The organism is Vibrio sp. A37 (assembly GCF_059777565.1).
The window spans coordinates 1-25,943 of record NZ_JBLNLI010000010.1 but is presented as its reverse complement, the minus strand read 5'-3'; the positions used below and the strand labels follow the sequence as shown (position 1 = coordinate 25,943).

Annotated in this window: 24 protein-coding genes; 14 read left to right on the top strand and 10 right to left on the bottom strand. The window is 41.4% G+C overall.

The features are described 5' to 3' along the window. Positions 1-41 precede the first annotated feature (41 nt). The 3 genes from ACM2FC_RS16485 to msrB all read left to right on the top strand — a co-directional run bounded on the left by ACM2FC_RS16485 (position 42) and on the right by msrB (position 3,900). Positions 42-2,405, top strand: a complete 2,364-nt coding sequence (locus ACM2FC_RS16485; protein WP_498482060.1) for a fatty acid cis/trans isomerase — start codon at positions 42-44, stop codon at positions 2,403-2,405. A gap of 42 nt (positions 2,406-2,447) precedes the next feature. Then, complete coding sequence (locus ACM2FC_RS16480; RefSeq protein WP_498482059.1) at positions 2,448-2,636, top strand: hypothetical protein; 189 nt, start codon at positions 2,448-2,450, stop codon at positions 2,634-2,636. Positions 2,637-2,766: 130 nt separating this feature from the next. Continuing rightward, positions 2,767-3,900 (top strand): peptide-methionine (R)-S-oxide reductase MsrB, encoded by a 1,134-nt coding sequence (gene msrB, locus ACM2FC_RS16475; RefSeq protein ID WP_498482058.1) that lies wholly within the window; start codon positions 2,767-2,769, stop codon positions 3,898-3,900. A gap of 32 nt (positions 3,901-3,932) precedes the next feature. On the opposite strand, the gene ACM2FC_RS16470 is transcribed toward msrB, so the two are convergent. Then, positions 3,933-4,817 (bottom strand): LysR family transcriptional regulator, encoded by an 885-nt coding sequence (locus ACM2FC_RS16470; protein ID WP_498482057.1) that lies wholly within the window; start codon positions 4,815-4,817, stop codon positions 3,933-3,935. 143 nt (positions 4,818-4,960) lie between these two features. On the opposite strand from ACM2FC_RS16470, the gene ACM2FC_RS16465 reads away from it, so the two are divergent. Further along, on the top strand, positions 4,961-5,404 hold the full coding sequence (locus tag ACM2FC_RS16465) for a hypothetical protein (RefSeq protein WP_498482056.1): 444 nt from the start codon (positions 4,961-4,963) through the stop codon (positions 5,402-5,404). A gap of 62 nt (positions 5,405-5,466) precedes the next feature. On the opposite strand, the gene folE is transcribed toward ACM2FC_RS16465, so the two are convergent. Next, positions 5,467-6,120, bottom strand: a complete 654-nt coding sequence (folE, locus tag ACM2FC_RS16460; protein ID WP_498482055.1) for a GTP cyclohydrolase I FolE — start codon at positions 6,118-6,120, stop codon at positions 5,467-5,469. Between the two features lie 164 nt (positions 6,121-6,284). Here folE and moeA point away from each other — a divergent pair, with 164 nt between their 5' ends. The 3 genes from moeA (at position 6,285) to ACM2FC_RS16445 (ending at position 9,201) form a co-directional block, all read left to right on the top strand. Further along, entirely contained in the window at positions 6,285-7,520 is a 1,236-nt protein-coding gene (gene moeA, locus ACM2FC_RS16455) for a molybdopterin molybdotransferase MoeA (protein WP_498482054.1), read from the top strand. 13 nt (positions 7,521-7,533) lie between these two features. Next, positions 7,534-8,295 (top strand): molybdopterin-synthase adenylyltransferase MoeB, encoded by a 762-nt coding sequence (gene moeB, locus ACM2FC_RS16450; RefSeq protein ID WP_498482053.1) that lies wholly within the window; start codon positions 7,534-7,536, stop codon positions 8,293-8,295. Positions 8,296-8,370: 75 nt separating this feature from the next. Beyond that, positions 8,371-9,201 carry a sulfurtransferase gene (locus ACM2FC_RS16445; protein ID WP_498482052.1) on the top strand — a complete coding sequence of 277 codons (831 nt, stop codon included), beginning with the start codon at positions 8,371-8,373 and terminating at the stop codon, positions 9,199-9,201. Positions 9,202-9,305: 104 nt separating this feature from the next. On the opposite strand, the gene ACM2FC_RS16440 is transcribed toward ACM2FC_RS16445, so the two are convergent. After that, positions 9,306-9,440: a hypothetical protein gene (locus tag ACM2FC_RS16440; RefSeq protein ID WP_498482051.1), complete on the bottom strand. Its 135-nt coding sequence runs from the start codon at positions 9,438-9,440 to the stop codon at positions 9,306-9,308. Between the two features lie 335 nt (positions 9,441-9,775). Between ACM2FC_RS16440 and ACM2FC_RS16435 the strand changes: the two genes are divergently transcribed. Beyond that, positions 9,776-10,414: an SGNH/GDSL hydrolase family protein gene (locus ACM2FC_RS16435; RefSeq protein ID WP_498482050.1), complete on the top strand. Its 639-nt coding sequence runs from the start codon at positions 9,776-9,778 to the stop codon at positions 10,412-10,414. Positions 10,415-10,495: 81 nt separating this feature from the next. On the opposite strand, the gene ACM2FC_RS16430 is transcribed toward ACM2FC_RS16435, so the two are convergent. Both ACM2FC_RS16430 and ACM2FC_RS16425 read right to left on the bottom strand, forming a co-directional pair. Next, the gene (locus tag ACM2FC_RS16430) at positions 10,496-11,269 is read right to left on the bottom strand and encodes an SDR family NAD(P)-dependent oxidoreductase (protein ID WP_498482049.1); all 774 of its coding nucleotides are present in this window, start codon (positions 11,267-11,269) and stop codon (positions 10,496-10,498) included. Between the two features lie 236 nt (positions 11,270-11,505). After that, on the bottom strand, positions 11,506-11,889 hold the full coding sequence (locus ACM2FC_RS16425; protein ID WP_498482048.1) for a hypothetical protein: 384 nt from the start codon (positions 11,887-11,889) through the stop codon (positions 11,506-11,508). A 958-nt stretch (positions 11,890-12,847) separates the two neighbouring features. On the opposite strand from ACM2FC_RS16425, the gene ACM2FC_RS16420 reads away from it, so the two are divergent. The 4 genes from ACM2FC_RS16420 (at position 12,848) to ACM2FC_RS16405 (ending at position 17,275) form a co-directional block, all read left to right on the top strand. Beyond that, on the top strand, positions 12,848-13,390 hold the full coding sequence (locus ACM2FC_RS16420; protein WP_498482047.1) for a spore coat protein U domain-containing protein: 543 nt from the start codon (positions 12,848-12,850) through the stop codon (positions 13,388-13,390). Between the two features lie 134 nt (positions 13,391-13,524). Beyond that, on the top strand, positions 13,525-14,187 hold the full coding sequence (locus ACM2FC_RS16415; RefSeq protein ID WP_498482046.1) for a fimbrial biogenesis chaperone: 663 nt from the start codon (positions 13,525-13,527) through the stop codon (positions 14,185-14,187). A 35-nt stretch (positions 14,188-14,222) separates the two neighbouring features. Beyond that, on the top strand, positions 14,223-14,729 hold the full coding sequence (locus ACM2FC_RS16410; RefSeq protein WP_498482045.1) for a spore coat protein U domain-containing protein: 507 nt from the start codon (positions 14,223-14,225) through the stop codon (positions 14,727-14,729). A gap of 119 nt (positions 14,730-14,848) precedes the next feature. Continuing rightward, positions 14,849-17,275, top strand: a complete 2,427-nt coding sequence (locus tag ACM2FC_RS16405) for a fimbria/pilus outer membrane usher protein (RefSeq protein WP_498482044.1) — start codon at positions 14,849-14,851, stop codon at positions 17,273-17,275. Between the two features lie 57 nt (positions 17,276-17,332). On the opposite strand, the gene ACM2FC_RS16400 is transcribed toward ACM2FC_RS16405, so the two are convergent. The 5 genes from ACM2FC_RS16400 to ACM2FC_RS16380 form a co-directional block, all read right to left on the bottom strand. Continuing rightward, a complete protein-coding gene (locus ACM2FC_RS16400; protein ID WP_498482043.1) occupies positions 17,333-19,489 on the bottom strand; it encodes a c-type cytochrome in 2,157 nt (718 codons plus the stop codon). Beyond that, positions 19,486-20,100 carry a cbb3-type cytochrome c oxidase subunit II gene (locus ACM2FC_RS16395; RefSeq protein ID WP_498482042.1) on the bottom strand — a complete coding sequence of 205 codons (615 nt, stop codon included), beginning with the start codon at positions 20,098-20,100 and terminating at the stop codon, positions 19,486-19,488. The genes ACM2FC_RS16400 and ACM2FC_RS16395 overlap by 4 nt, the downstream gene beginning before the upstream one ends. After that, a complete protein-coding gene (gene ccoN / locus ACM2FC_RS16390) occupies positions 20,100-21,509 on the bottom strand; it encodes a cytochrome-c oxidase, cbb3-type subunit I (protein ID WP_498482041.1) in 1,410 nt (469 codons plus the stop codon). Before ccoN ends, ACM2FC_RS16395 begins: the two co-directional genes overlap by 1 nt. 11 nt (positions 21,510-21,520) lie before the next feature. Continuing rightward, positions 21,521-21,865 carry a c-type cytochrome gene (locus tag ACM2FC_RS16385; RefSeq protein WP_498482040.1) on the bottom strand — a complete coding sequence of 115 codons (345 nt, stop codon included), beginning with the start codon at positions 21,863-21,865 and terminating at the stop codon, positions 21,521-21,523. 364 nt (positions 21,866-22,229) lie between these two features. Next, positions 22,230-23,210 carry a sugar-binding transcriptional regulator gene (locus ACM2FC_RS16380; RefSeq protein WP_498482039.1) on the bottom strand — a complete coding sequence of 327 codons (981 nt, stop codon included), beginning with the start codon at positions 23,208-23,210 and terminating at the stop codon, positions 22,230-22,232. A gap of 446 nt (positions 23,211-23,656) precedes the next feature. On the opposite strand from ACM2FC_RS16380, the gene tal reads away from it, so the two are divergent. After that, positions 23,657-24,607, top strand: a complete 951-nt coding sequence (gene tal / locus ACM2FC_RS16375) for a transaldolase (protein WP_498482038.1) — start codon at positions 23,657-23,659, stop codon at positions 24,605-24,607. A gap of 66 nt (positions 24,608-24,673) precedes the next feature. Beyond that, positions 24,674-25,943: transketolase family protein (locus tag ACM2FC_RS16370; RefSeq protein WP_498482037.1), on the top strand; the 1,270-nt coding region annotated here is incomplete at its 3' end.

Sequence of the window (25,943 nt, the reverse complement as noted above, 5' to 3'; positions counted from 1 at the left end):
ATTTACCTGTGTGACACCAATTTAGTGCTTGATTAAGGATTATGAATATAAGGAAGCTTTTTATAATAGTGGGTTTAACCCTCTTTGCTGGTTGTGCAACGTATGCGGCATATAACTATGATGAGCTGTACGGCAAGCAAGAAGTGAGAGATCGAATTGCAAAACGTGACACAATTCAAGCTGATTTTTATATCCAAGAAGTAAAACCCATTATTGATAATCGGTGCGTCGTCTGCCATGCCTGTTACGATGCACCTTGTCAACTCAAACTCTCTTCTGAAGCAGGCACAGACAGAGGGGGTACAAAACAATTGGTCTACGATGGCACTCGACTCGTCGCTACCGATCCCACTCGGTTGTTTGAAGATGCACAAACAACGCAGCAATGGCGTGAAAAAGGATTCAGTCCAGTTTTAAATGAACGTGCACAGACTCCAGATGCCAATTGGCAAGCTGGTCTAATGGCAAGGTTACTCGAACAAAAAGAAAAACATCCACAGCCACAAGTCGATCAACTAAAAGGGTTTGATTTTTCCATCTATCGCGAGCAAATATGCCCAACAATAGAAGAGCATGCATATTATGAACAGCGCTACCCAAACTGGGGAATGCCTTTCGGAATGCCAAATTTGGACAAAAAACAGTATGAAACACTGAAACTGTGGTTGAAAAACGGTGCAATAATGACTGCTCCCCCACCACTGACTAACGAAGAACAAAAATACATCAATAAATATGAAGCATTTCTGAATAACAGCGATTTGAAATCACAGCTAATGGCTCGCTATATCTATGAGCACTTATTCCTCTCACACCTGTATTTTTCTGAGATAGGCGCAGAGCGACCACGTTTCTTCAACTTAGTCCGCTCAAAAACACCTCCTGGTGAGAAAGTAGTCCGTATCCCCACACGTAGGCCTTATGGCGATCCCGGCGTTGACCGTGTCTATTATCGAATTATCCCCGATCCAGAGACCATTGTAGATAAAACCCACATGCCCTTCGCTGTGAACGAAACAAGATTGAACAAGTGGAAAAAGTGGTTTATCGAGGCCGATTATCATGTAACTCAATTACCAAGCTATGAGCCTGATGTTGCCGCAAACCCAATGACAGCCTTTACTGAGCTGCCAGTAAACTCCCGTTATCGGTTTATGCTGGATAACTCTCAAAATACCATCTTAGCCTTTATTAAAGGTCCCGTTTGCCGAGGGCAGTTGGCCTTAAATGTTATCAATGATCGTTTCTTTGTGTTCTTTTTTGACCCGGACAAAACAGACGTCCCTGCGGTGAATGACTTCTATCGAGAGCAAGCAAAAAATCTTAAGCTACCTAGCGAACTGCAAAGTAACGCCCTACCCATCGTCAACTGGGTTCAATTTTCCCGACAACAAGCTCGTTTTTTAGAGGCTAAATCTCAGTTTCTCAATAAAGCATTTAAAAGCGGTGGTGCACAACGCTTAGACTTAGATTTAATTTGGGATGGTGATGGCCATAACCCCAATGCCGCGCTGACAATATTCCGTCATGTCGATAGCGCCTCTGTGGTAAGAGGCATGGTAGGCAAACCAACTAAAACGGCTTGGATACTAGATTACGAACTGATTGAGCGTATTCACTATCTGCTCGTCGCAGGATTTGATGTCTATGGTAATTTTGGTCACCAGCTTATTACTCGAATGTTTATGGACTTTTTACGTATGGAGGGAGAAAGTAACTTCATACAATTCCTACCTGAAGACATGCGCCATAAGGAAATGTCGAGCTGGTACAAAAACCAAAGCGTTCAGCTAAGCACCTTCTTACAACGTAACATTAAGCCGTTTAGTCAACCAACAGATATAAAATACAAAACTGATACGCCTAAAATAGAGTTGTACAGTATGTTACGTAAAAAGTTGTCTCCCGTTTTGACCACAAGATACGATATCGAGAACACTGGATTGAACAAAGAAAGTGAAGCGCAGCTCCGTAAAATCAATAATATCGTGGGTAAAGGGCTTATCTATGTTCCACAAATAGTCATGATTATGATCAGTGGCGATTCAGGTGAAGAGTCTGTTTTCACTATGCTACATAACAATGCTCATTTAAATGTATCCAGTCTCTTTGATGAAGCAAGAAATCGCGATCCTAAACATGACAGTTTAACTCTGGTGAAAGGGACGCTTGGCAGCTATCCGGCCGTATACTTACGTGTACAAGAAAAAGATATTGGAGAATTGGTTGAAAGATTACAAACTATTCGCACCAATGAGGACTACGTTAAGTTATTGGATAAATTTGCAATCCGTCGAACCTCTCCCGATTTTTGGGCGTTTAGTGACAAATTGCATCATTGGTATCGCCAAACTCAGCCTATCGAATTTGGCCTATTGGACTATAATCGTTTTGAGAATAGGTAAAACTTTTCCACTTCTTGTCTGCATAGACATGGGAGGCTTGCTATGGATATTAAAGGTAGCATTGAAGCCTTGGAGCAAGAGATCTATGTTGCTTGTTCGGAAGGGGACTACGATACCGTCGACATGCTGGAACACCAGCTCGAATACTTGAGAGATAGAGCAGATCACCCTTTCGACAATGACATTTACTCTTTAGAAGGTAAACCATTTTTAGAGAGTGAAGAATGGTAAAGTAAAATCCACCTGAAATTCTCAGGTGGATTTTCATTATCTATCCATGAAAATTTTTCTCATAAGCGAAATTTAACCGTCACAAGTCCTTTCTTATAGGGAAATACTGTTACTTTGAGACAAGGTTATTATGATAGGTATAACGAAAACTCGGATAGCTTTAGCGTTCATTTCCGTATTAAGTGTTTCCTTTCCTGCAATGTCTGCCATCACAGAGCAGCAAGCGAAAAGGCAAGGTTATCATGTGGCAACACTCGCAGGTGGTTGTTTCTGGTGCACAGAATCTGATCTAGAAAAACAGCCCGGCGTCGTTGAAGTGGTTTCAGGGTATTCCGGTGGCAGCAAAGATAACCCAACGTACAAGCAAGTCGCTTCAGGAAAAACCAATTACATAGAAACGGTTAACGTTTACTACAATCCTAAAGTCGTGGGCTATGAACAGATCTTAGATCAGTTTTTCCGTCATATTGACCCAACAGACAACAAAGGTTCATTTGTGGACCGTGGTCCACATTATCGCCCTGCCGTGTTTTATCGCGATGAACAACAAAAACAAATTGCGCAAAAGTTTATAAAAGAGATCGATGAGTTAGGTGTTTTTAAAAAACCGCTGAAAACTGAGCTCATTGAATTTAAAAAGTTTTGGCCAGCAGAAAACTATCACCAAGACTATTACAAAAAAAGCAAAATTCGATACAAATATTATCGCTACGCATCGGGCAGAGATCAGTATTTAGACGATATTTTTGGATCAGATCGGAATGAAAACCCAAAAACACTACGTCAATTAATTGATGAAAAAAAACTGATATCCAACGCAAAACCTTATGACAAGCCGTCTCAAAATGAGATTAAAAATAAGCTAACCAAAATCCAATATTATGTCACTCAAGAAGACGGTACGGAACGCGCATTCCAAAATGAATATTGGGATAACAAAGCGGAAGGTATTTACGTTGATATTGTTACTGGGGAGCCTCTTTTCTCATCAAAAGATAAATTTAAATCGGGTACCGGTTGGCCAAGCTTCACCCAACCAATAAATCCTGCTTATGTCACCACTAAAACTGACTACAAGCTTTTGTATCCAAGAACAGAGGTTCGTAGCCGTTTTGGAGATTCACATTTAGGGCACGTATTTACCGATGGTCCCGCGCCTACTGGCCTGAGATATTGCATTAATTCAGCTTCCATGCGCTTCATCCCAAAAGAAGACCTAGAGAAGGAAGGCTATGGCGAATATTTAGTTATGTTTGACAGTTAAACTTTTCGCCAACCTAAATCTAAATGGATAACTCAAGTGCGATACGCTTGAGTTATCCCACTCCAAAATGTCTCTGAAACTGGGCCTTTGTTACTCACCCTCTTTCTAAACATATACATCTTGCCCTGACTTCGTGTTGGAATATTTTCAACTAATATAGGCTCTAATAACCCGTTGACTAGCTCTTGCTCAATAAGGTGTTCTGGTAGCCGCCCCCAGCCTAGTCCCGCAATCGTTAATTCTTTCTTGGTGGCCATATCACTCACACTCCACATTTCACCATATGGTGAAACATACATGTCGAGTTTATCCATTTTCTTAGATGTATCCCTTAACACTATTTGTGAATACTCTCGTGATTCTTCCAATTTTATTTCCCGTTGATTTCCTCCTTTAAAGTAATTTGGCGCAGCCACATTTATAAATGCAATGTCCCCAATGGGCAGCTTTTCGTGAGTTGTATTCAAACCAAACTCTGGTCCAAACCCTAAATCGGCTTCGTCACTGTCAATGCTTTCAATGACACCATGCAGCACCTCGGTTGTAATACGAAAGCGTGTATGTGGGAATTGATCGATGATGACTTTAAGTTGCTTTAATAAAAAAGGTAACGGACAGCTCGCACTGACTACAATATCAAATGATGGCTCAATATCACTCGCTAACTGATGTCCCATGCTATGAAGCTGTTTAAAATGATCCATCGTCAACTTGGCTTTTGCATAAAAGGCCTGACCAATTTCGGTCAGCTGTGGCCGGTACTGATTTCGGTCGAATAAAACAATATCGAATTCATTTTCAAGCGACTTGATTGCTGCACTTACGGCGGCCTGAGTTTTAAACACGACTTTTGCCGCTTTACGAAAACTGCCTTGCTCTGCTACAGCAATAAGCACCTTAAGCTGCTCATTTGTCATTAAACTCTCCAGCATGACAACTTCTACTTATCATTTTAATAAAAAATAGTCGTTATTTTGTATTCATTCTACGTTTTATAGTGTTTACCAAGTTGAACAACCCATGCGTAGCAAAATTAGGCACAAAATTAAGGTAGGCAAATATGAAAACTTCAGCATTACTAAAAATTTCATCTCTTCTTTGGTTGGTCTGGGGAGTGTTTCATTTCTTGATTGGTGCAGCCATGATTTATCTGCTGTCCCTAGGTAATGAAGCCTTGTCTTTAAGTTTTATCTCTAATGACCCACTTATGGCTGAGTTAGTAAGGCAATACGCACCAGTAGTGACGGCAACATTAAAACAACACTCATGGAACTTAGCTTGGTTTGGCCTTGTTACTACAGTCGGAAGCGTGTATATCTGGAGAAAAAATGTCACCGCAATATTTGTTACAGCGTTGGTAGGTGGTCTTGCCGATTTAGGTTACTTTGTATTTGTCGACATGGCGAACTTAGCACCACCAGCAGGTACACTAATGACAGTGATCAGCGCATCAGCCATTGTTTTGAGCTTCAGTGCTTACTACAGCAATAAAAAAGAAGAATGAATAAAGTAAGCAACTGTACTATTAGATAGTTTGGCCCAATCATTAAGAGTGGGCCAAGTCGCTTATCTTAAGCCGTGGAAGAATTCAGCTCGGGTCGCCGAATTAGATTTAAAAATACCACCAAGGGCTGTGGTTGTGGTTTCACTAGTCGCATCCATAACGCCACGGGATTTAACGCAATAATGCGTTGCATCAATTGTTACCGCAACGTCGTCTGATTTCAGAAGTGTTTGAAGTGCGACCAGAATTTGTTCCGTCATTCTCTCTTGTACTTGAGGTCTTTGCGCGAAGAAACGAACGATTCGGTTAATTTTCGATAGACCTATAATTTTGCCTCTCGGGATATAAGCGACAGCCGCTTTACCGTCGATAGTCACCAAATGATGCTCACAAGTACTGGTTACGGTAATGTCTTTTACGCGTACCATTTCATTCACATTCATTTTGTTTTCTATAACAGTTATTTTTGGAAAGTTTTGATAATCCAGACCAGAGAAAATTTCGTCAACAAACATCTTTGCTACACGCTTAGGCGTATCTTGCAAACTATCATCGGTCAGATCGAGTCCCAGCAATGACAGCACTTCACGCATATGATGTTGAATTTTCTCCTTTTTTTCCTCTGGAGAATAGGCACCTTCAACCATTGGAGTTTCTAATCCACTGCGTTCTAACGCTTCTTTAACTAATTTCGCTGACTCGCTTAGGGCCGCCATGTATTCCTCTGCTCAATTTCTGGTCGTTTGCAAGGCGGATAAGGATACTCGTATTTTAAATTTATTACACCCTTATTTTGCCCAAGGTCAATTATAGAGTGCTCATATCTAATAGAAATTGTGATACAGTCTTACCAACTCTTAAATAACCATAGGACTTCAACATGAGCTGCTGCGATGCTCCAAATTTGATGCCGATTGAAGATGCACTTCAACATATGCTTTCCGGAATTAAACCTATCGAACAATCAGTAAAGCTAGCACTTCAAGATGCGATCGGTTTCGTACTAGCAGAAGACCTACTCTCCCCTATCAACGTTCCACCATTTAACAATTCGGCAATGGATGGATACGCAATTCGAATTTCTGATCTTGAACAATCAAACACGCTCCCTTTGGCTGGTAAATCCTTCGCGGGCCAGCCTTTTGAAGGAGAATGGCCAACTGGCACTTGTATTCGAATTATGACCGGAGCCAAAATCCCAGAAGGCTGTAATGCCGTTATCATGCAAGAGCAAACTGAATCGACAGATGCTGGCATTCTGTTTACTAATACAAACGTAAAACTCAACAATAATATCCGCCCAATTGGTGACGATATTCAAGAAGGTGATATCGCCTTAGTCAAAGGCTCAAGATTAACTGCACGCGATTTACCTATGATAGCATCCCTAGGGATCAGCCACGTTAATGTTCTACGCAAGCCTAAAGTCGCTTTTTTCTCAACTGGAGATGAACTCAAGCCACTCGGCCAACCGCTAGAAGAAGGCCAAATTTATGACAGCAACCGATATGGTATTCGACCTGTCATAGAAAAATTTGGTTGTGAGGCCATTGATCTAGGTATTATTCCTGATTGCCCAGAAACTCTGAAAGCAACCTTTGAAAAAGCGCAACTGGAAGCCGACGTTGTTGTCACCTCTGGTGGAGTCAGCGTTGGTGAAGCTGACTATACAAAGGATATTCTTGATGAAATTGGGCAAATAGGATTTTGGAAGCTCGCCATCAAACCCGGTAAACCTTTTGCATTTGGCGCGCTAGACAAGGCTTGGTTCTGTGGCCTACCGGGCAATCCCGTTTCTGCATTTATTACGCTTTATGTGTTGGTTCAACCCGTTCTTGCGAAATTAGCTGGGCACACAGAGTGGAAACCACAGCCTTCAATTCCTGCTATCAGTAAGAATAACTTCAAAAAGTCACCGGGTCGTACAGATTATCAAAGGGGCATTTACACCATCGAGGACGGCAAGTTTTACGTAGAAACAACTGGCAACCAAAGCTCTGGCGCTTTCCGTTCAATGAGTTTAGCGAACTGTTTTGTCGTCTTAGAACAAGATCGTGGCCGTGTCGAAGCTGGTGAGACTGTGCAAGTACAGCTGTTTAACAGCGCGTTATATTAACTAGGAGTCACACTTGAAAGAGTTAACTGATCAAGAAATTCTTCGGTACAACCGGCAAATTACTCTGAAGGAATTCGATTTTGAAGGCCAAGAGGCACTCAATAACAGTTCAGTGTTAATTATAGGTGCTGGAGGACTAGGTTGTGCTTCCAGTCAATACCTTGCTGTTGCAGGCGTAGGGAACATAACACTGGTCGATGATGATGTTGTCGAGCACTCCAACTTGCAAAGACAAGTGCTTCACACTGATAGTGATATCAACCGCAATAAAGTCGATTCAGCTGCTGACGCTTTAAAGGCTCTTAATCCTCACATCAAAGTTTCTACTGTCGACCACCGACTTGAAGACGACGAACTCGAACAATTAATCACTATGCATGACGTGATCCTTGACGCCACGGACAACGTTGAGACACGCAACCAACTTAATAAACTGTGTTATCAAACTAAAACACCATTAGTATCGGGTGCGGCGATACGAATGGAAGGTCAAGTCAGTGTTTACACATACAAAGATGAAAACCTACCTTGCTACCAGTGTTTGAGTGCACTATTTGGGCAACAAACTCTAACCTGTGTAGAAGCGGGGGTAATGGCGCCCTTAGTTGGCATCATCGGTAGTGTGCAAGCAATGGAAACAATTAAGCTTATCGCAAATTATGGGCAACCTGTGGAAGGAAAACTTCTACTCTTAGACGCGTTGAACATGTCGTGGCGAGAGATGAAGTTAGCTAAGCAGCCCTCTTGTCCAGTATGTGGTGATAACAAACAATAAACAACGAATCCCAATTCACAAGGTCAGGTAACACTGACCCGATATTCAATAATAACAATCTAAAAGGAATAAAGTATGGGGCCTTTAATTGACGCTCAATGGCTAAATAAACACTTAAATGACGATAATTTAGTGATACTTGACGCGAGTATCAACTTTCAAATTCCTGCGGAACCAGAAAAGGATACGATTAACTTTATTCCAAATGCAATCAGGTTCGACTACGACAGTGTCTTCTGCGATCAAAATAATCCATTGCCTCATATGATGCCAAGCGAGGAACGTTTTAATCAACTCGCCCAAGAACTTGGCATTAACAACGATTCAATTATTGTCGTGTACGATAACAGCGGTACTTTTGCCTCACCAAGGGCTTGGTGGATGTTCAGAGCAATGGGTCACAAGCATGTTTATGTTTTAGACGGTGGCCTGACAGAGTGGAAAAATAACGATTACGAATTGACACAGACATATCGTAATATCGAGCAAAAAGGTGACTTTAGTGGCACCCTAACCCCTAGTCATTTCCTTGATTCGACTTCAGTTTACAACCAGATCGAACAGCCAAGTAGTTTAACCATTGACGCGAGATCGAAAGCTCGTTTCTTAGGCCAAACTCCTGAGCCGAGACAAGGCGTCCGCAGTGGCCATATACCTAATGCCGTTTGTTTACCTTTTGTAGAACTTATGTCTGGGCACAAACTGAAGCCTGTACAAGAACTAAAAAGTGCATTTGAAACGACAATTTCGAGTTCACAAGATCAGTATATTTTCTCATGCGGCTCCGGTGTGACTGCTTGTATTTTGACTCTAGCTGCTGAGTTAGCAGGTTATCAAAATTTATCTGTATACGATGGCTCGTGGACTGAGTGGGGACAAAGACAAGATCTGCCTATCGAAGTTTAGGATATCCGGAGTAAAAAATAGGTGACTACTTTGAGAGGATGAAATTCAAAAGCAGTCACCTATTATCGTTAAGCTCAAACCAATTCACCTTGCCCAATCGGTTTTTAGTCATGACACTCGTCAAAAATTGCTGGAAGTTCTGGGGTGTCTTTGTCTAATACAAACGTACTGTCCCACAGCTCGTAGAAATGATCATGATCGTTGGTCAAGTGCTCTAAATCTTCAGCATTGGTTTTCATAGTCTCATCCTATAGAAAAAATCCATTCTTAAGCGTTGTCAGGAAAGGTGTTCAAAATTCCCACAACAAAGTTAGTGGTACTATGGCTGCGGTCACTTTTCAAACAGTTTGCACTCAGGTTTCGTCAAAGTGTGAGTAGTGCGGGCATGTAGTGTAATTTAAATGTAATTATGCATTTTTTATTTTATTTATAGCTGGGTTTTATTTTTATTATGAATACAACCTATTGACCAGTGGTTTTTATGTCATATGAATGCAAAAAAATGCATATTACTATCCGTAATCGTGCTCGAAAGTGTTAGTTTGGACTCAATACTATTTTGTTGGAGTAAGGCATGAAATCAATTTTGTGTTTTGGTGACTCGTTGACATGGGGCTACAACCCAAGTAACGCGACGCGTCATGAGTTTGATGTGCGCTGGACGGGTGCGATGCAAAATGCACTTGGCCATTCTTATCGAGTAATCGAAGCTGGGTTAAACGGACGCACGACAGTACATGATGATCCATATCTTAACGGTGAAGCTCAAAATGGCGCCAAGTTTTTACCCGTGTATCTAGAATCTAACTTTCCGTTAGATTTGGTCATTCTTATGTTGGGTACAAATGATTTAAAAGAACGCTTTCAAAGCTCTGCAAACCAAGTTTCGCAAGGTGTTGCAAGTCTGGTTCGAAAAACGCTATCAAGTGGATGTGGTCCAGATGGAAGTGCTCCGAAAGTTTTACTGCTTTCTCCACCGCACATTGGCGAAACTGAACATTTTATGGATACAATTTTCGACGGCCAAAAACAAGTCTCACTTGAACTTGGCAGGCATTATCAAACTGTTGCGGATTTTTACAAAGTTGAGTTTTTGAATACTGCTGATTATATAAAAACAGCTAAAGGTGAAGGTATACACCTCGACGAGCAAGCGAACTTAACATTAGCATCTGTTTTAGCAGACAAAGTGCAAAGTATTCTTAACGATTAGCATTTAATCAAGACTAGCGTTTTCATAACAGCTGGTGTTGTGAAAACGCTAAATCAAATAGCGAAGAAAAAACAGCAAACTCTAGAGATCCTGCATAACAGCACTTCTACCACCATCAATAGTGATTGTAGTGCCAGCTATAAAGCCTGCATTCTTACTAGATAAAAAGTAACACAGCTCCCCAACTTCTTTTGGACTTCCAATTCGACCTACTGGGTGAGCCTGCTCGACTTGTTCACGTACCTGCGTCGAGTCTTCATGGCTATCAAACCACGCTTGATTTCCCTCAGTATCGATAAATCCGGGCGCTATCCCCACGGCTCTAATGGTCGGTCCCCATTCAAGAGTGAGGCTTTGTACCAAGGATGTTAATGCTGACTTAGTTATGTTGTATGGCGCGCAACCTTTTAAAGTTGAGTAAGCATGGTTAGAAGACATCACTATGATAACCCCTTCCCCCTTCGTTAAGGCAGGTTTTAACCCTTTACATAGTTGCCAATGAGAAGTTAAGTTCAAATCTAAATTACTGTCCCAAGTATCTTTATCACAGTCTATACCCGAAAATATATTCTTTCCGGCATTGGATACAACTGCATCGACAACCTTATAGTGTTGGTTTACATCTCGACAAAAATGTTCAAGCGCTTTGGAATCCGTTAAATCAGTTTGGAAATAACGGAAAGACTCTCCATATTCTGCATTAAATTTCTTAAGCGAGGGCGTACTCTTGTCAGCGACATTAGCACAGCCAATAACAACATCTCCTTTTTCCAAGAATACTTCGCTAATTGCCGCTCCGATGCCTTGGCTCACGCCTGTAACGACAATGACTCGTCGTTTATCTTTGTTATTCATAACACTCCACTAGTAGTATCGATGATGGTGATGATGGTGATGGTGGTATGGCCCGACAGGGTATACTACGCAGCCTCCTAACATAGAAGCCAGTAAAGCTATAACCGCTAGCTTTCTCATTGTATATATCCTAATAAAAAGCCATCAGCCGACGGCTTACATTCTACAAAAATGATCAGTACGATATACCCAAGCAAACTCAATATGCAGATTCAGTTACTTGGGTACATTGGCGTTTAGCCAATCATAAAACGGTCGGTACAGTTGTTACCTACCACTTTCACATCATTAACCACACCACGTTTAGTGCGGAACACTGTTTTGCATGTTAATTTATACCAACCATCTCGAAACTCTCTCGACTTAGTTCGTTTATAAACCAGCTTTGATACCCCATGTCCTTCGTCAATACGAGTATCAGGTGTTCCAAAACGATGTACCACTGCATGACGATCTCGACCATAGAAACGATCCATTTGGTGGCGATATTGTTTACGATCTTGGTGATGATTAACCATAAACTGATTGTAAGTAGGTCTATTGTTTACCGGATGCGCGTAAGTAGTTGCACATGCAGATAATGCTACTGTAGCGAGTGACAAGAGAATAGTTTTACGCATTTTTACGTTCCTTATTAAGTTTAACCTTCCATCTATAGAACACTACGTACTGTAAAAGAGAAGGTATTTCAGTATCTTAGGCGGAACGGATAGTGCTACACAAAATAAAAATCACTGTTCATAATCCGTTAAAATAACGTCAATTCAATTTATACTGTGCGGTATAATTTAGAGGATTTAACTCCATCCATATAAGTTAAGCCCCTAATACTTATAGCATTTACTCGGCTTAAAGTTCTAAAATCTATTTTCCGAAATCTGTTAGATTAATTAATACCTAAGATTGACAACCAAGTTCAATCTCCAATCATCAAAGTCCCCACTATGCAAACTGCCATAACCCGTCCTAAAGCATGCATTGCTCAAAGAAACACCCTATTCGTGCCGTTGAGAATACTTACTGATTAAGATCAACGTCATGCCCGCTAAAGCTTACTTACGACTTAGAGTCATTTTCCAACCTTTAGCTGACTATTTTTAGCGCACCTTTTAGCACACCAAAATAGCGCCTGTGATTATTTTTATTTCCAAATAATAAATCTTAGTATTTGTTAGTAATAAATTGGTACTCACTACGTAAATAATCATTTTTCAAGAAATTAATGATAATTTTAATAATAAATTTAACACATGACCTAATAGAAATATTAAAAAATAAGTAAATATGAAAGTTATCAAGAGTTAACTGAATGGGATATTATTTGATCGATAGGTTGTGATTTTTTAATATATTTGACACTTATTCGTACAATTAATTTATCTTCACAAACTAACATAAATTTTAACTTCCAATCAATCAATGTATCTTGTTGTTTTTATTGTACATTTATTTACAAAATACAATTCTGCATGCTAGACTCCTCCCGCAAATATAGAACAGGATTACGATTAATTTATTTAATGCTAGGGAAGTAGATATTTGTAATACATATAACAAACAAATATGAGAGTTAATATAATGAAAAAATCGACTAAGCTCGCGCTAAGTATTGCTGCAGTATTACCTTTTGCGTCAGCAACATCATTTGCTGCATCAGTTAATTCATTGGGTGCAACAACTCAAACTGACTTAACGGTACAAGCGCATGTTGTAGCAAGCTGTCATTTAGATACTCCAACAGCTCTAGATTTTGGCGCTATCAACGCAGATGAAACTGGCTCAAAAGACGCTCAAACTACAATCAGCGTGAATAACTGCTACACAGTGAACAACCAAGATCCGAAGTTGTACATTGCTACTGGTGCAACGAAAGTCAACAGCTATAAAATGACTGATAGTGCAGGAGATGCTATTTACTACGGTCTATTCGCTGACTCTTCACACTCAGCTTCTCAAGAGATCACGCCGTACAATGCTGAAGATGCAACAGGTAAGAACATTACCCTCAATAATGGTTATGGCTCAGCAACTATCTACGGCCAAATTCCTTCAGGTCAAAAATTCACAGCGTTTGCTGGCCGTCAGTTTAGCCAAACTGTACACGTTCAGGTTGAATTCTAATCTTGAAATAATCAACTAGCCTACTTTCTCTAGCTTAAGAGAAACGAGGCCGTCCATAATATATAATACTAGCGTTACTACGGGCTCATGATATGTGCAACAAGCCATTTAAAATAATATATTTTCTGTTTTCAATGTCTTTTATAGGACTAACATTTTCCTGTAGTGCGCTAGACTTAGCGCCTACTTCATTAAACTTTAACAATGATAGTCAGCTCAAAACTGTGCGGCTATTAAATGACACAGATAAGCCAGTGGATATTCAGGCAAAAGCCTATCTTTGGTCTTCAGTAAATAATATTCAGCGCTTAACCGCAACGAATGATTTATTTCCGTCTCCGACGATATTTAAAATACCACCACATAAAGCAGAAACCATTCGCGTAGGATTGTTCGTTAAAAACAACTCAGATCAAATAAAAACGTATCGAATCGACCTAAAAGAACTTCCCACAACGGACATGACGGCACAAAATCAGAAAGTGAGTGATATAAAAATACTGTATAACATTACTTTCCCAGTGTTTGTCCATCCAGATCACCCCGTAGCAGATAGCTGGCAATGGAAAAAAGAACACGACGTCCTCAAGTTTTCGAACTCTGGTGGCACTGTCTTGAGCTTACGCCAATTACAATTCATCGACAAAAAGGGGAAGGCTCATGATGCTTCACCTGTGCGTTACATCTTACCTAATCAAACAGTAACGTTCCCACTTTCCAATAACTGGCAAGTACAAACGGTAGAACAAACGCTAAGTAATCTTAAAACGACAAAGAAAAGTAAAATTTCTGTATAGCATGTCCACAAAGGAAACACTGATTAAGTGCAATTATGTTTAAAATTTACTTTCTTTTCGCTATCTCGTTGGTGGCAGCGATTTTTCCACCTGCGACATTGGCTAACTCATTTGGCAACGCCCCTTTACAACTAGCTTGTAGGGTACAAATGAAAGAGCTAAATTTTCAAAATATCTATCGCCCTAAAGTTGTTACTAATGCGACATCATTTAGAATTGTGTGTGGTGCTAATCGGTTAGCTAATGGTCCAATCCACTATACGCTTTGGATACCAACGCAGCCCAATGATTCGATTTATCATCGCAATCTCGATAGAGGAATGAGTTTTGCTCTGTATGCAGACCCAGCACACAACCGGGTAATTGGAAATAACCCTAATTCAAGCCAAGTCATAGAGGGTACCTTTACGGTGAGAAACCAGTCAGGCTCTACTCCTTGGATTCCTATCTATGGCGTATTGAACGTAAAACACTATGGTAAGTTCCCTAACCCGATTAAACACTTGCGTCCAGAAATACAGTTGAAATATCTAAACACTTAACCGACGTTTATATCGGTCTAACTTTCCTTGCTCTAGCTCTTATTTTTTCTATACGAATAAGAGCTAAGGCTAAGTGACTCTTAGTAAAAAGCTATCACCAGACAACAGTACTTTCCCAAATGAACTTGCCCACCAAAATTTTTACCTCTTTTAATCGCTGCTTGGGCTACGTACTGTTGTTCGTTTCTATACTCGATTTCAAGGCTTATGCCGATATTACCGTCCCGGGGGTTTGTTTTAAAAATGAAATGGACCCTGTTATATCTGCAATCTATGTTAACGGTGAAAGTGGACAGCTTTGGCCAATTTGCCATAAAAGCAGTGAATTCTGGATCCCGAAGAAACTCTTTTCTCAGCACCACGTAAAAAACTTTAACCAACTCCGTTCGATCAACAAGTCGGGAATCGATTTTATTGTAATGAAATCCACCTCTTCTGAACTTAGTTGGGATGAGCAAACGCAAAGTATCAAATTGGCGCTGCCCAACTGGCGCTTTCATGCTACCAAGTTAAATTTAAAAGCACTTGGAGTGAAAACGGACCTAAAGCCAACCTCGGCAAACGGTTTTTTTGTTAACTACAATCTTATTGGTTCTTGGATAAACCATTCCAATATCTATTCTACTGGGGTCACAGGTGAATTAGGTGTATTCACCAAGAGCTCTGGATTCTTTAGTCAGACGGGCAGTTACACACCACCAGAGATAAACAACGATGACGATTCCTCCGATGATGGCACATCCGAATGGATTAGACTCGACACGAATTGGCGTAAAGATAACCTGGGCGATCTCACGACAATAGAGCTTGGTGACAGCACTACAACTAATGCCCACTGGGGCGGAAGTGCCAATTTTGCTGGTATCAGTTATTACAAAAACTACGCGTTAAAACCGCAGTTGGATATTCGATCGCTCCCGTTAATCACTGGCAAAACAGACTTACCGCAGAATGTAAAGTTAGATGTCAATGGAGTACCGGTTGGAAATTATCAAGTAAACCCCGGGAGTTATCAATTCTATAATATTCCAGTGTCTGACGGCTCAGGTACAATTACCGTCCAATCAACAGACAAAAACGGAAAAGTCACCACCTACAAAATTCCCTACTTCGCAAGCATCAACATCCTTCGTCCAGGTATCTCTAGCTATGGCTTCCAGCTTGGAGCTTTAAGAAGAAACTATGGTATTGATAACTTTGACTATGGAAAAGTTTTTGGTTCCTTAAACTATAGCCATGGCGAAACATCACATTGGACGTATGAGCTTCACTCCAGCGTGTTGCAGCAGCAGCAAACTTTTGGCACTTCACAATTCGTAAAAATAGGCGCAAACAGTGCGATTACAGTGGACAGTGCTATCAGCCAAAGGAACTCTGACATAGGCGCTCTTGGTGCGGTCGGCTATCAGTTTCAATACAACAATATTTCACTTAACACCAACTATCAGGTTACAGGTAGGCACTTTACTCAACTTAACACCGCTGATACAGATATTAATGACTTAGTCGCCGGCTACCAAACTAGTGTTGGGGTCAACATTCCTGTTACAAACTGGAGCTCTTTTTCAGCAAGTGCACTATATGACAAATCGACTGATTCAACCGTTGCTTCTTCACATGTATATACAGCACAGTTTTCTGCCAATATTACTCAGAGACTAAATCTCTCCAGTAACTATCAAGCAAATTTTAGTGACCAACACCAGTGGAGTGTCAACTTAGATATCAATTATCAATTTGGTACAAACAGCGAAGTATCCACCTCTGTACAACAAGACCAAGATACAACAAGTCAATACGCATCATACATGACAAGCCACCAATTCTCGGACGGAGAGACTCTTACGTCAAACGTTGGGGTGGATCATCAATTTAATACTGCGCAAAACCAAGTATATGGTTCGCTGTTTTTGAACGGTACACAAACTGGCAACTACAGTGCAAACTTCTACCAATATGGTTCTGATAGCCAAATTTCACTAACTGCAAATGGTGGACTATTGTGGATGGATAGTCATTTCCTAGCCACCCCACCAATGTATTCTAGCTTCGCATTGGTTGAGACTAGTGGCTATTCTGGTATTGGGATTAAGCAGAATGGTGCAACGATAGGTAAATCTGATTCCAAAGGGTTATTTGTCGTCCCGAATTTGGCGTCTTATTCTCCAAACGACATTAGTTTGTCTGAAAATGTCCCGTTAAATCTTCAAGAAGGTTCTACAAGTGAAGCAATTATGCCCAAATATCGCTCCGGTGTTCGCATTCGATTCAACATAGAAAAAATTCACCAAATACTTGTCAACCTTAGAGGTGCTCAAGGCAAATATATCCCTGTTGGAACTTTAGTTTCGGTAAAAGACGGCTCTTCCACTCAGCAACATATCATCGGTGATAGTGGGCTACTCTACCTTTCGAGTGGCAATCTAAACTTCAGTGGAAAAATTCTGAATGGCAAAATGAAAAATGAACAATTTGAGATCCATATAAAACCTAGCAACAATATAGTCATTACCAAACAAACTAAGTGCACTTCACCTATCACGTAAATTTAAACCCAAACAGATTCAGACTGTTTGGGTTTAAATTACAAGGCCGGAAGCACTCTACTCTATATCAATACGAGTGTCTCTATTGATATACATTTGCGGAGTAGTATGCAATCCACCAGTAAATCCTGCTTTTTCCAGAAGTTTCCTAGTTTTCATTACTTGTTCTCTGGTAACAGGCTCTTTTCTATCACCTAGATATAAGCGAACAAAGCTAATAAGGCTGGCAAGTTCCTGATCAGATAGGATCTCTGAAAAGCTCGCCATTGGCATATAATCAGTTTGCTCGTCAATATAGCTTGGCGAAAGCCCTCTAATGGTCACTGCCATTGTATTAAAAGGATCGCTATGCATGATAATACCATTGTGTAACAAAGTTGGGGCTATCCCCTCTCTACCTTTGCCATCTGCACCATGACAAGCTCCGCAGGTATCACTGAAGAGTTTATACTCTTTCGTTTGAAGCGCCTCATCTGTAAATCCTGTTGGTGATAACTTAACCGCATTAGGGCTAATCATATTCCCTTCATCACCACTTAGTAGGTAATACGCAATACTTTCAACATCATCGCGCGTCATATGGCTGAGACTATTTTTCACAACGTCCGCCATGCCAGCAAACGCTGTTCCCTTAGATGAATTCCCAGTATTTAGGAAATCTGTAAGGGATTTGAGATCCCAACCATCAACATACAGCTCATTGGCGTCAATAGCGGGAGCGTTCCATCCATCAATTAGGTTTCCTTGGAAAACACGGTCAGTTTCTAGTGCTTGAGCGAAGTTTCTCGGTGTATGACATTCACTACAGTGCCCAAGCCCCATGACCCAATATTTACCTTTTTGCCATTTTTCAACATCATCCACCGTTGATTTTAAGCTAGCGGGTAATTCATAACTAAGTGGCGTCTTATCCATAAACACCAGATCCCAACCCAATAATCCGAGGCGGATATTTGAAGGGAAGATCATCTTGTTCTCGTCATTTCGTCTTGGTATGGCAATGATGGATTGGAGATAGTCCCACAATGCTTGAATGTCTTCGTCTTTAACGTACTGGTAAGAGGTATATGGCATAGCTGGATATAGATACCCATGTTTACCTTTACCATCAACAAGTGCATCTCGGAACTCATCGAAATCGTAAGAACCAATCCCCTCGTCGACATGAGGTGTGATATTGGTTGAGTAAACGGTACCAAATGGCGTAACAAACGGAAGTCCACCAGCGAACGGTTCGCCACCAATAGCGCTATGACATGCGATACAATCACCAGCCTGAGCAAGGTATTCACCACGCTTTACTGAATTGGCATTCAAACTAGCGATTTTCGCGTCGTTATCGAGCCTTGAGCGAGTAATGAATGCAGCAACAGCGAGAATTTCGTCTTGTGTTAATTTATCTTGAAAAGACGGCATCACATTGTTTAAACCATACAATATCGTCGTTTGTATATCTTCTAAGCTCCCGCCATGCAACCATATTGAGTTAGCCAGATTAGGAACTCCAGTCTCGGTGTTACCGTGCGTACCACCCCCATGACAAGCAGAACAATATTGTACGAACAGTGACCCACCAAGCTGTAGTTTAATTGAGGGAGCGTCGCTATTTCGTCCATTGAGTGACGCTAAATGATACGATATGTCTTGAACCTGCTCATTGGTCAAAACACCTTTCCATCCTGGCATTACGCCATTTCGTCCCTCTGTTATTGACTTGAGTATATCTGCATCAGTGCCACCATATAGCCAGTGGTTATCGATTAAGTTCGGAAAATTCTTCTGCCCCTGTGCATTGCTTCTATGACAGGCAGCACAGTGAGTTTGAAACAGCATTTGACCAGAAATAACAACCGTGTCATTTTTCGCTAAACTCGTCAGCGAAAAGTCCTTGATCGTCGCCATTTGCTTATCTAATGTCGTAGTTGGACTGCTAAGTTTGTCATCACTTGACTTCCATTTCATTAGTCCGGACCAATTACCTAAACCGGGATACAGAATTAAGTAGAGCAACGACAGTACAAAAGCTATCAAATATGCAGTGAATAAAAATTTCGGGGCCGGCGCATCTCTTTCTTCTATGTTATCAAAAGTATCAATGACCCTATTCTCATCGCCTTGGCGATTAGAACGCCAATACTTGAAAATAATTTGGATCATTAATACAAAGAAAATTAGGGTAAGGGCGACTGCCCAAAGATTCCAAAAAGAACTCATTGCAAACCCTCCGCCGAAGTATCTACCCCTAAGCTTTGCAAATAGCGAACTAAAGCTTCCCCTTTGGTTTTGCCTCTAACCTCTAATCGCGCATTGGAGATTTGTTTATCGGAGTACGGAACACCGAGGAATCGCAAAACTTCCATTTTCTTGCCTATATCTTCACCAGTAAGTGTTTGTTCAAACAACCAAGGATAGGATGGCATTATCGAGCTTGGCACCACGTCCCTCGGGTTAATTAGGTGATAAATATGCCATTGGTCAGAGTACTTAAGCCCAACATTAGTGAGATCAGGCCCGGTTCGTTTAGATCCCCATAAAAATGGAAATTCATAGATATCATCTGACTCTTTATTTGCTCTACCACTTCGCTTAATTTCTGGTTCCAGTGGCCTAACTAATTGCGTATGGCAAACATGGCAACCTTCACTGATATATACATCTCGTCCAGCCAGTTGCAGAGGCGTTAAGGGCTTTGCCAAGCTTTCCTTTTTTAGTTCAGAAGAACTGAGGACGTTAGGTATAACCCAAGTCAAAAGTGAAAAAGAAGCGACCACAACGGTAGATATAATCAATATGAACAGGGATTGGGTAAGATCTTTGCTCATCATTACGCCTCCTTCGCCACTAGTTTGGCCGGAGCCTTAATGGTTTTATATAGATTTGTGACCATCAAGAGCATACCTAGAACAAATATCGAGCCACCTATAAAGCGGACCAACAGCCAAGGTGCTTTGAAGTTTAACGCCTCAATAAAACTGTATTTCAGTTCTCCGTTTTCATGTTGAGCAAGCCACATGTAACCTTCACCAATTCCAGCCACCCACAGCGAGATGGCGTACAATGCAACACCTATGTGAGCTAACCAGAAGTGCCATTTTAATAAGCGGCTCGACCACAGTTTCTCCTTGCCCCATAACCTTGGGATGAAATAGTAGAAAGTAGCGATCCCAGACATGGCTACCCAACCTAGAGCACCAGAATGAACATGACCAATAACCCACTCGGTATCATGAGCGATCATGTTAAACCAACGTATTGCTAGCAAAGGGCCTTCAAACGTTGCCAAGCAGTAATACAAAATAGCCGAAAAGAAAAACAGTAAAATATAATCTGATTTAAGCTTTGGTTTGTTTTGTAGCATCGTCATTGCAATGTTGTACGCACCTGCCCATGAAGGAAGCCAAAGAATGAGCGACATGATCATACCAATACTCTGCACCCAAACAGGAACTGAAGAATAAAGTAAGTGGTGCGTGCCAGCCCACGTGTAAAAGCCGACTAGGCCCCAGAAGTTTATAATTGAAAGCCGATAAGAATAAATTGGCCTCTCGGTCGCTTTGGGAATGAAATAATAGTTCATCCCGATGACACCAGCAGTTAGCATGAAACCCACGGCATTGTGTCCCCACCACCACTGTACAATCGCGTCATTTGCACCGGCATATATTGAGTAGGATTTCGTTAGAGTGACTGGGATTTCTAAGTTATTCACGATAAAGATCATGGCAATAACAATAATGAAAGCAGCAAAAAACCAGTTAGAAACAAATATATGGGGAACGTTTCTTTTCCCAATAGTCCCTAAAAACAGTACTGCATAAAGCACCCACACAAGCGCAATGAGTATATCAATCGGCCACTCTAATTCAGCGTACTCTTTCGACGTGGTATAACCCAGCGGCAGCGTAATGAGCGCAAGAAGCAAAATAAGTTGCCACCCCCAAAATACCATCCACGCGAGGCTCTTGTTGAAGAGTTCACACTGACCAGAGCGCTGCACAATATACAGTGATGTACCCATCAAAATATTGCCAACAAACCCATAGATCACTCCTGAAGTATGCAGTGGTCGCAATCGACCGAACTGAAAATACTCCGAGTCAAAATTTAAAGATGGCCAGTACAATTGGGCCGCGAGTATCGCTCCTATGGTCATACCCGCAACCGCCCAGATAACAGAAGCAACAACAAAATACTTCACCACTTTTACGCTATATTGAACGTTGGTGTTGTTCATCTTGGCGTTCCTTATTGGTTGGAGTCTTTACCTAAATTGGAGTAATAGTAGGAAATATCTTCGATATCTTGTTCTGAAAGGTTTTCAGCTTGCTGCTGCATTAAAATCGCCAAGCCACTTGTTCTATCTCTAGCTTTATAATCCTTTAGCGCAGAGACTAGGTAACCATATTTTTGACCACGTAAATTTGGATAAGGATCTAAAGTTGAAATCCCATTTTCACCATGACAAGTCATACAGACTTTTGCTTTTTGTTTGCCAATCTCAAACTTATCGGAAGTCGCGGCACTAGAAGAAAATGTAAGCAATGTGGTGAATATAAAAACAGAAGTAATCCAAAAAGGTTTAACAATCATGGTAGCTACCTTAATTTATATAAACTTTCTATAGACTAGTTGAATAATTAATTATATTCATATAAAAATCAGGAATTTTTTGGGGTTTATATAGAGCATAAAATCTAAAGTGAGTTACGATAAAAAAGCCGTCTAGTCGCGCCCGACAGATACCTAAAAAAGCATCGAAAACTCATCACTACTCTGCGAAATATTAATTGTTATTCGAGGAGGAGAGCCGTCACTAAACAGCTCTACTAAACAAATTTAATTCGGGCTTATTGATCTTTTCCGAGTGAGTTATTCGGAGAGTTGGTTTTCAAACAATATTGAAAGTGCTTCAAGCCAAGGAAACATATGAAGTTACGGAATAAGTTCACGACACTTAGTTAAATTTCTCTTCTAGATTTAGTACCGTTAGTGCGTTACTAACGCTGGTCGCCAATACATCAATTGCACCAGTTCTCAGCGCTCCAAGAAGAGCAAGCGGCTTACTATTTTCTGCGGCAATTGCAATGACTTCCGATATTGCTCGGTATTCATCCATACCTAACCCAATAACCCTATCATTCATTACGGTATTAACCACTTCCCCCTGTATATCAAAAAAATCATAACCTGCGAAGTCTCCGACCACTCCATCTTGCAAGCGTGACTGTACAACTTCGTTCGGGGTAAACCAACCGAGATCGACCATATAGCTGTTCTCGCTCATATCCCCAACCCCAACTAGAGCAACATCTGCTTTACGCGCTCTATCAAGAGTCTGTTTAATGGTTGAGTTTTGCATAAATGCTAGTTTTTGCTCTCTATTCTCTGCGTAAGCGGGGGCATAAAGTGTTTCAGAAGTGCCTCCGTATTTCTTAGCCATTTGCCGTGAAATATGATCAGCATTGTAAGTACCGCCTCTAGGGTGAATTCCACCGATTCCACATACAAACGTACAATCACGCGGCGAAATAACACCAGTATATTGCCCAACAGCAGAAACATTTCTCCCCTGCCCAATAGAAACAACCATTCCATTTTTTAACGTGCTAGAAAGGTAGTTAGAAACTAACCCTGCGACTAGTTCCCGCTGCTCTTCCTCCTGTGGCTGGTCTAACGCAATTAACGCTCTTTTAATCCCAAACCGCTCTATTAATCTTTGTTCAATTTTGGCGCTAAAGACGGGGTGGTACTTAACAGTGATTTCAACGATGCCCTCGTCCCTAGCCTGCTTAAGCAATCTACCCACTTTGGCACGAGATATTGAGAATTTTCTAGAGATTTCCTCTTGTGTGGCTCCATCTTGATAATAAGCAACTGAAATTTCAGTCAACAGGTTCGCCATTTCCTGTGAAGAATCTTGACTTGAGTTATACATCTATTCCTCTTCTAATCTCACAAACACGCCGTTTATTACATTGCTATACCATATACAAATTTGTTTAAACCATCCAATCATATGTTCATTACCATTACATTTTCTCAATGTAGAACTAGAATTCGCTCTTGCCAAAAGCATGTACCTAGCGGTCATAAATTGTACAAAACACGCTCATTTAGGCCGTATAATAAAAATAACTTAGATTTGATTTACATTAGCCTTAGCATTCGATTGACATTGGATGAATATAAGATATATATGGTTCCATCATTTACTCAGCAAGCGAGCATCTGCGCAGAGCAAATGTTTCACCTGCTGTTTTTTGTTTAAATTAGCTGCAACAGTTCGTCGGTACAGTGACGAGAAAGTGCAGCCAATTAACTCAAACAGAAAGTAAACCGAGCACTTCGGATTTCTTAGCCCAGAAAATAGGATTATCGATTATGAGCAACAAGTTAGAGCAACTTCGCAAACTAACAACTGTCGTAGCAGACACTGGTGAAATCGACGCAATTAAAAAGTATCAACCAGAAGATGCAACCACAAACCCTTCATTGATTCTAAAAGCAGCACAAATCGCTGAATACGCTCCTCTTATCGACCAAGCAATTAAGTATGCAAAAACTCAAAGCAGCGACAAAGCGCAACAAGTCCAAGATACTTGTGACATGCTAGCGGTAAATATTGGTAAAGAAATTCTAAAAACCATCCCTGGCCGTATCTCAACAGAAGTTGATGCTCGCCTTTCTTATGACACTGAAGGCAGTGTCGCTAAAGCTCGTCAACTAATTAAAATGTACAACGATGCGGGTATCTCAAACGACCGTATTCTTATTAAACTTGCTTCTACTTGGGAAGGCATCCGCGCTGCAGAAGTTCTAGAAAAAGAAGGCATCAACTGTAACCTTACACTTCTATTCTCTTTCGCTCAGGCTCGCGCATGTGCTGAAGCTGGCGTATTCCTAATTTCTCCATTCGTTGGCCGTATCATGGACTGGTACAAAGCGAAAGAAGGTCGTGATTTTGAAGCACAAGAAGATCCAGGCGTACTGTCTGTTACTAAGATCTACAACTACTACAAAGAGCATGACTATCAAACAGTTGTCATGGGTGCAAGCTTCCGTAACATCGGTGAAATCCTAGAACTAGCCGGCTGCGATCGCCTAACTATCAGCCCAGCTCTTCTTCAAGAGCTTGAAGATGCACAAGGCGACATCGAAGCAAAACTTACTCCAGCTTCTAGCGTTCAAGAGCGTCCTGCTGCAATGACTCATGCTGAGTTCTTGTGGGAGCACAACCAAGACGCAATGGCAGTCGAGAAACTAGCAGAAGGCATCCGCAACTTCGCTATCGACCAAGGTAAACTTGAAGCGATGATCGCTGAAAAGCTATAAGAATTTTGAAAGAGAGGAGCTACTCCTCTCTTTCTTTTTTGAATTAAAGTTATTCTGGAAACAATTATGAACCGCAAACAACTCGCCAATGCAATTCGTGCGCTCAGCATGGATGGTGTTCAACAAGCTAACTCTGGTCACCCAGGTGCCCCAATGGGTATGGCTGATATCGCTGAAGTGCTTTGGCGCTCTCACCTAAACCACAACCCAACCAATCCAGACTGGGCTGATCGCGACCGTTTTGTATTGTCTAACGGCCACGGCTCTATGCTTATCTACTCTTTGCTTCACCTAACAGGCTACGAGTTACCGATTGAAGAGCTAAAGAACTTCCGTCAACTGCACTCAAAAACTCCGGGTCACCCAGAGTATGGTTATGCACCGGGCATTGAAACGACTACTGGCCCTCTAGGTCAAGGCATCACTAATGCTGTGGGTATGGCGATTGCGGAAAAATCTCTTGCGGCGCAATTTAACAAAGATGGCCACGAGATTGTTGACCACTACACTTACGCGTTTATGGGCGATGGCTGCTTGATGGAAGGTATCTCTCATGAAGCATGCTCACTCGCTGGAACACTTGGTCTAGGCAAGCTGATTGCATTCTGGGATGACAACGGCATCTCAATCGACGGTGACGTGGAAGGTTGGTTCTCTGACGATACGCCTAAGCGTTTTGAAGCGTACGGCTGGCATGTGATTCCTGCTGTTGATGGCCACGATTCTGACGCGATCAATGCTGCAATCGAAGCGGCAAAAGCTGACCCACGTCCAACGCTAATCTGTACTAAGACTATCATCGGCTTTGGCTCGCCAAACAAATCTGGCTCTCACGACTGCCACGGGGCACCACTAGGTGCAGACGAAGTGAAAGCAGCACGTGAATTCCTAGGTTGGAACTGCGGCCCATTCGAAATTCCATCAGACATCTACGCTGAGTGGGATGCAAAAGAAGCAGGCAAAGCGAAAGAAGCGGCTTGGAATGATAAGTTTGCAGCGTATGAAGCCGCTTATCCAGAGCTTGCTGCTGAATATAAACGCCGCGTAAACGGTGAACTGCCAGCACAATGGGAAGCTGAGACGCAAAAAATCATTGCTGACTTACAAGCTAACCCAGCCAACATCGCATCACGTAAAGCATCACAAAACGCACTAGAAGCGTTTGGTAAAATGCTACCAGAATTCATGGGCGGCTCGGCTGACTTAGCGCCTTCTAACCTAACCATGTGGTCTGGCTCGAAGTCATTGACTGCTGAAGATGCGTCTGGCAACTACATTCATTACGGTGTGCGTGAGTTCGGTATGACAGCCATCATCAACGGTATTGCTCTGCACG

Bases quoted from the DNA above. Each gene is read 5' to 3' on its own strand.
- moeA (WP_498482054.1), top strand. From the start codon at position 6,285: ATGAGCTGCTGCGATGCTCCAAATTTGATGCCGATTGAAGATGCACTT.
- ccoN (WP_498482041.1), bottom strand. From the start codon at position 21,509: ATGAACAACACCAACGTTCAATATAGCGTAAAAGTGGTGAAGTATTTT.
- ACM2FC_RS16405 (WP_498482044.1), top strand. From the start codon at position 14,849: ATGAACTTGCCCACCAAAATTTTTACCTCTTTTAATCGCTGCTTGGGC.
- ACM2FC_RS16385 (WP_498482040.1), bottom strand. From the start codon at position 21,865: ATGATTGTTAAACCTTTTTGGATTACTTCTGTTTTTATATTCACCACA.
- ACM2FC_RS16465 (WP_498482056.1), top strand. From the start codon at position 4,961: ATGAAAACTTCAGCATTACTAAAAATTTCATCTCTTCTTTGGTTGGTC.
- ACM2FC_RS16440 (WP_498482051.1), bottom strand. From the start codon at position 9,440: ATGAAAACCAATGCTGAAGATTTAGAGCACTTGACCAACGATCATGAT.
- ACM2FC_RS16435 (WP_498482050.1), top strand. From the start codon at position 9,776: ATGAAATCAATTTTGTGTTTTGGTGACTCGTTGACATGGGGCTACAAC.
- ACM2FC_RS16430 (WP_498482049.1), bottom strand. From the start codon at position 11,269: ATGAATAACAAAGATAAACGACGAGTCATTGTCGTTACAGGCGTGAGC.
- ACM2FC_RS16380 (WP_498482039.1), bottom strand. From the start codon at position 23,210: ATGTATAACTCAAGTCAAGATTCTTCACAGGAAATGGCGAACCTGTTG.
- ACM2FC_RS16425 (WP_498482048.1), bottom strand. From the start codon at position 11,889: ATGCGTAAAACTATTCTCTTGTCACTCGCTACAGTAGCATTATCTGCA.
- ACM2FC_RS16395 (WP_498482042.1), bottom strand. From the start codon at position 20,100: ATGATGAGCAAAGATCTTACCCAATCCCTGTTCATATTGATTATATCT.
- ACM2FC_RS16410 (WP_498482045.1), top strand. From the start codon at position 14,223: ATGTTTAAAATTTACTTTCTTTTCGCTATCTCGTTGGTGGCAGCGATT.
- ACM2FC_RS16445 (WP_498482052.1), top strand. From the start codon at position 8,371: ATGGGGCCTTTAATTGACGCTCAATGGCTAAATAAACACTTAAATGAC.
- tal (WP_498482038.1), top strand. From the start codon at position 23,657: ATGAGCAACAAGTTAGAGCAACTTCGCAAACTAACAACTGTCGTAGCA.
- ACM2FC_RS16485 (WP_498482060.1), top strand. From the start codon at position 42: ATGAATATAAGGAAGCTTTTTATAATAGTGGGTTTAACCCTCTTTGCT.
- msrB (WP_498482058.1), top strand. From the start codon at position 2,767: ATGATAGGTATAACGAAAACTCGGATAGCTTTAGCGTTCATTTCCGTA.
- ACM2FC_RS16420 (WP_498482047.1), top strand. From the start codon at position 12,848: ATGAAAAAATCGACTAAGCTCGCGCTAAGTATTGCTGCAGTATTACCT.
- ACM2FC_RS16470 (WP_498482057.1), bottom strand. From the start codon at position 4,817: ATGACAAATGAGCAGCTTAAGGTGCTTATTGCTGTAGCAGAGCAAGGC.
- ACM2FC_RS16400 (WP_498482043.1), bottom strand. From the start codon at position 19,489: ATGAGTTCTTTTTGGAATCTTTGGGCAGTCGCCCTTACCCTAATTTTC.
- ACM2FC_RS16415 (WP_498482046.1), top strand. From the start codon at position 13,525: ATGTCTTTTATAGGACTAACATTTTCCTGTAGTGCGCTAGACTTAGCG.
- folE (WP_498482055.1), bottom strand. From the start codon at position 6,120: ATGGCGGCCCTAAGCGAGTCAGCGAAATTAGTTAAAGAAGCGTTAGAA.
- ACM2FC_RS16480 (WP_498482059.1), top strand. From the start codon at position 2,448: ATGGATATTAAAGGTAGCATTGAAGCCTTGGAGCAAGAGATCTATGTT.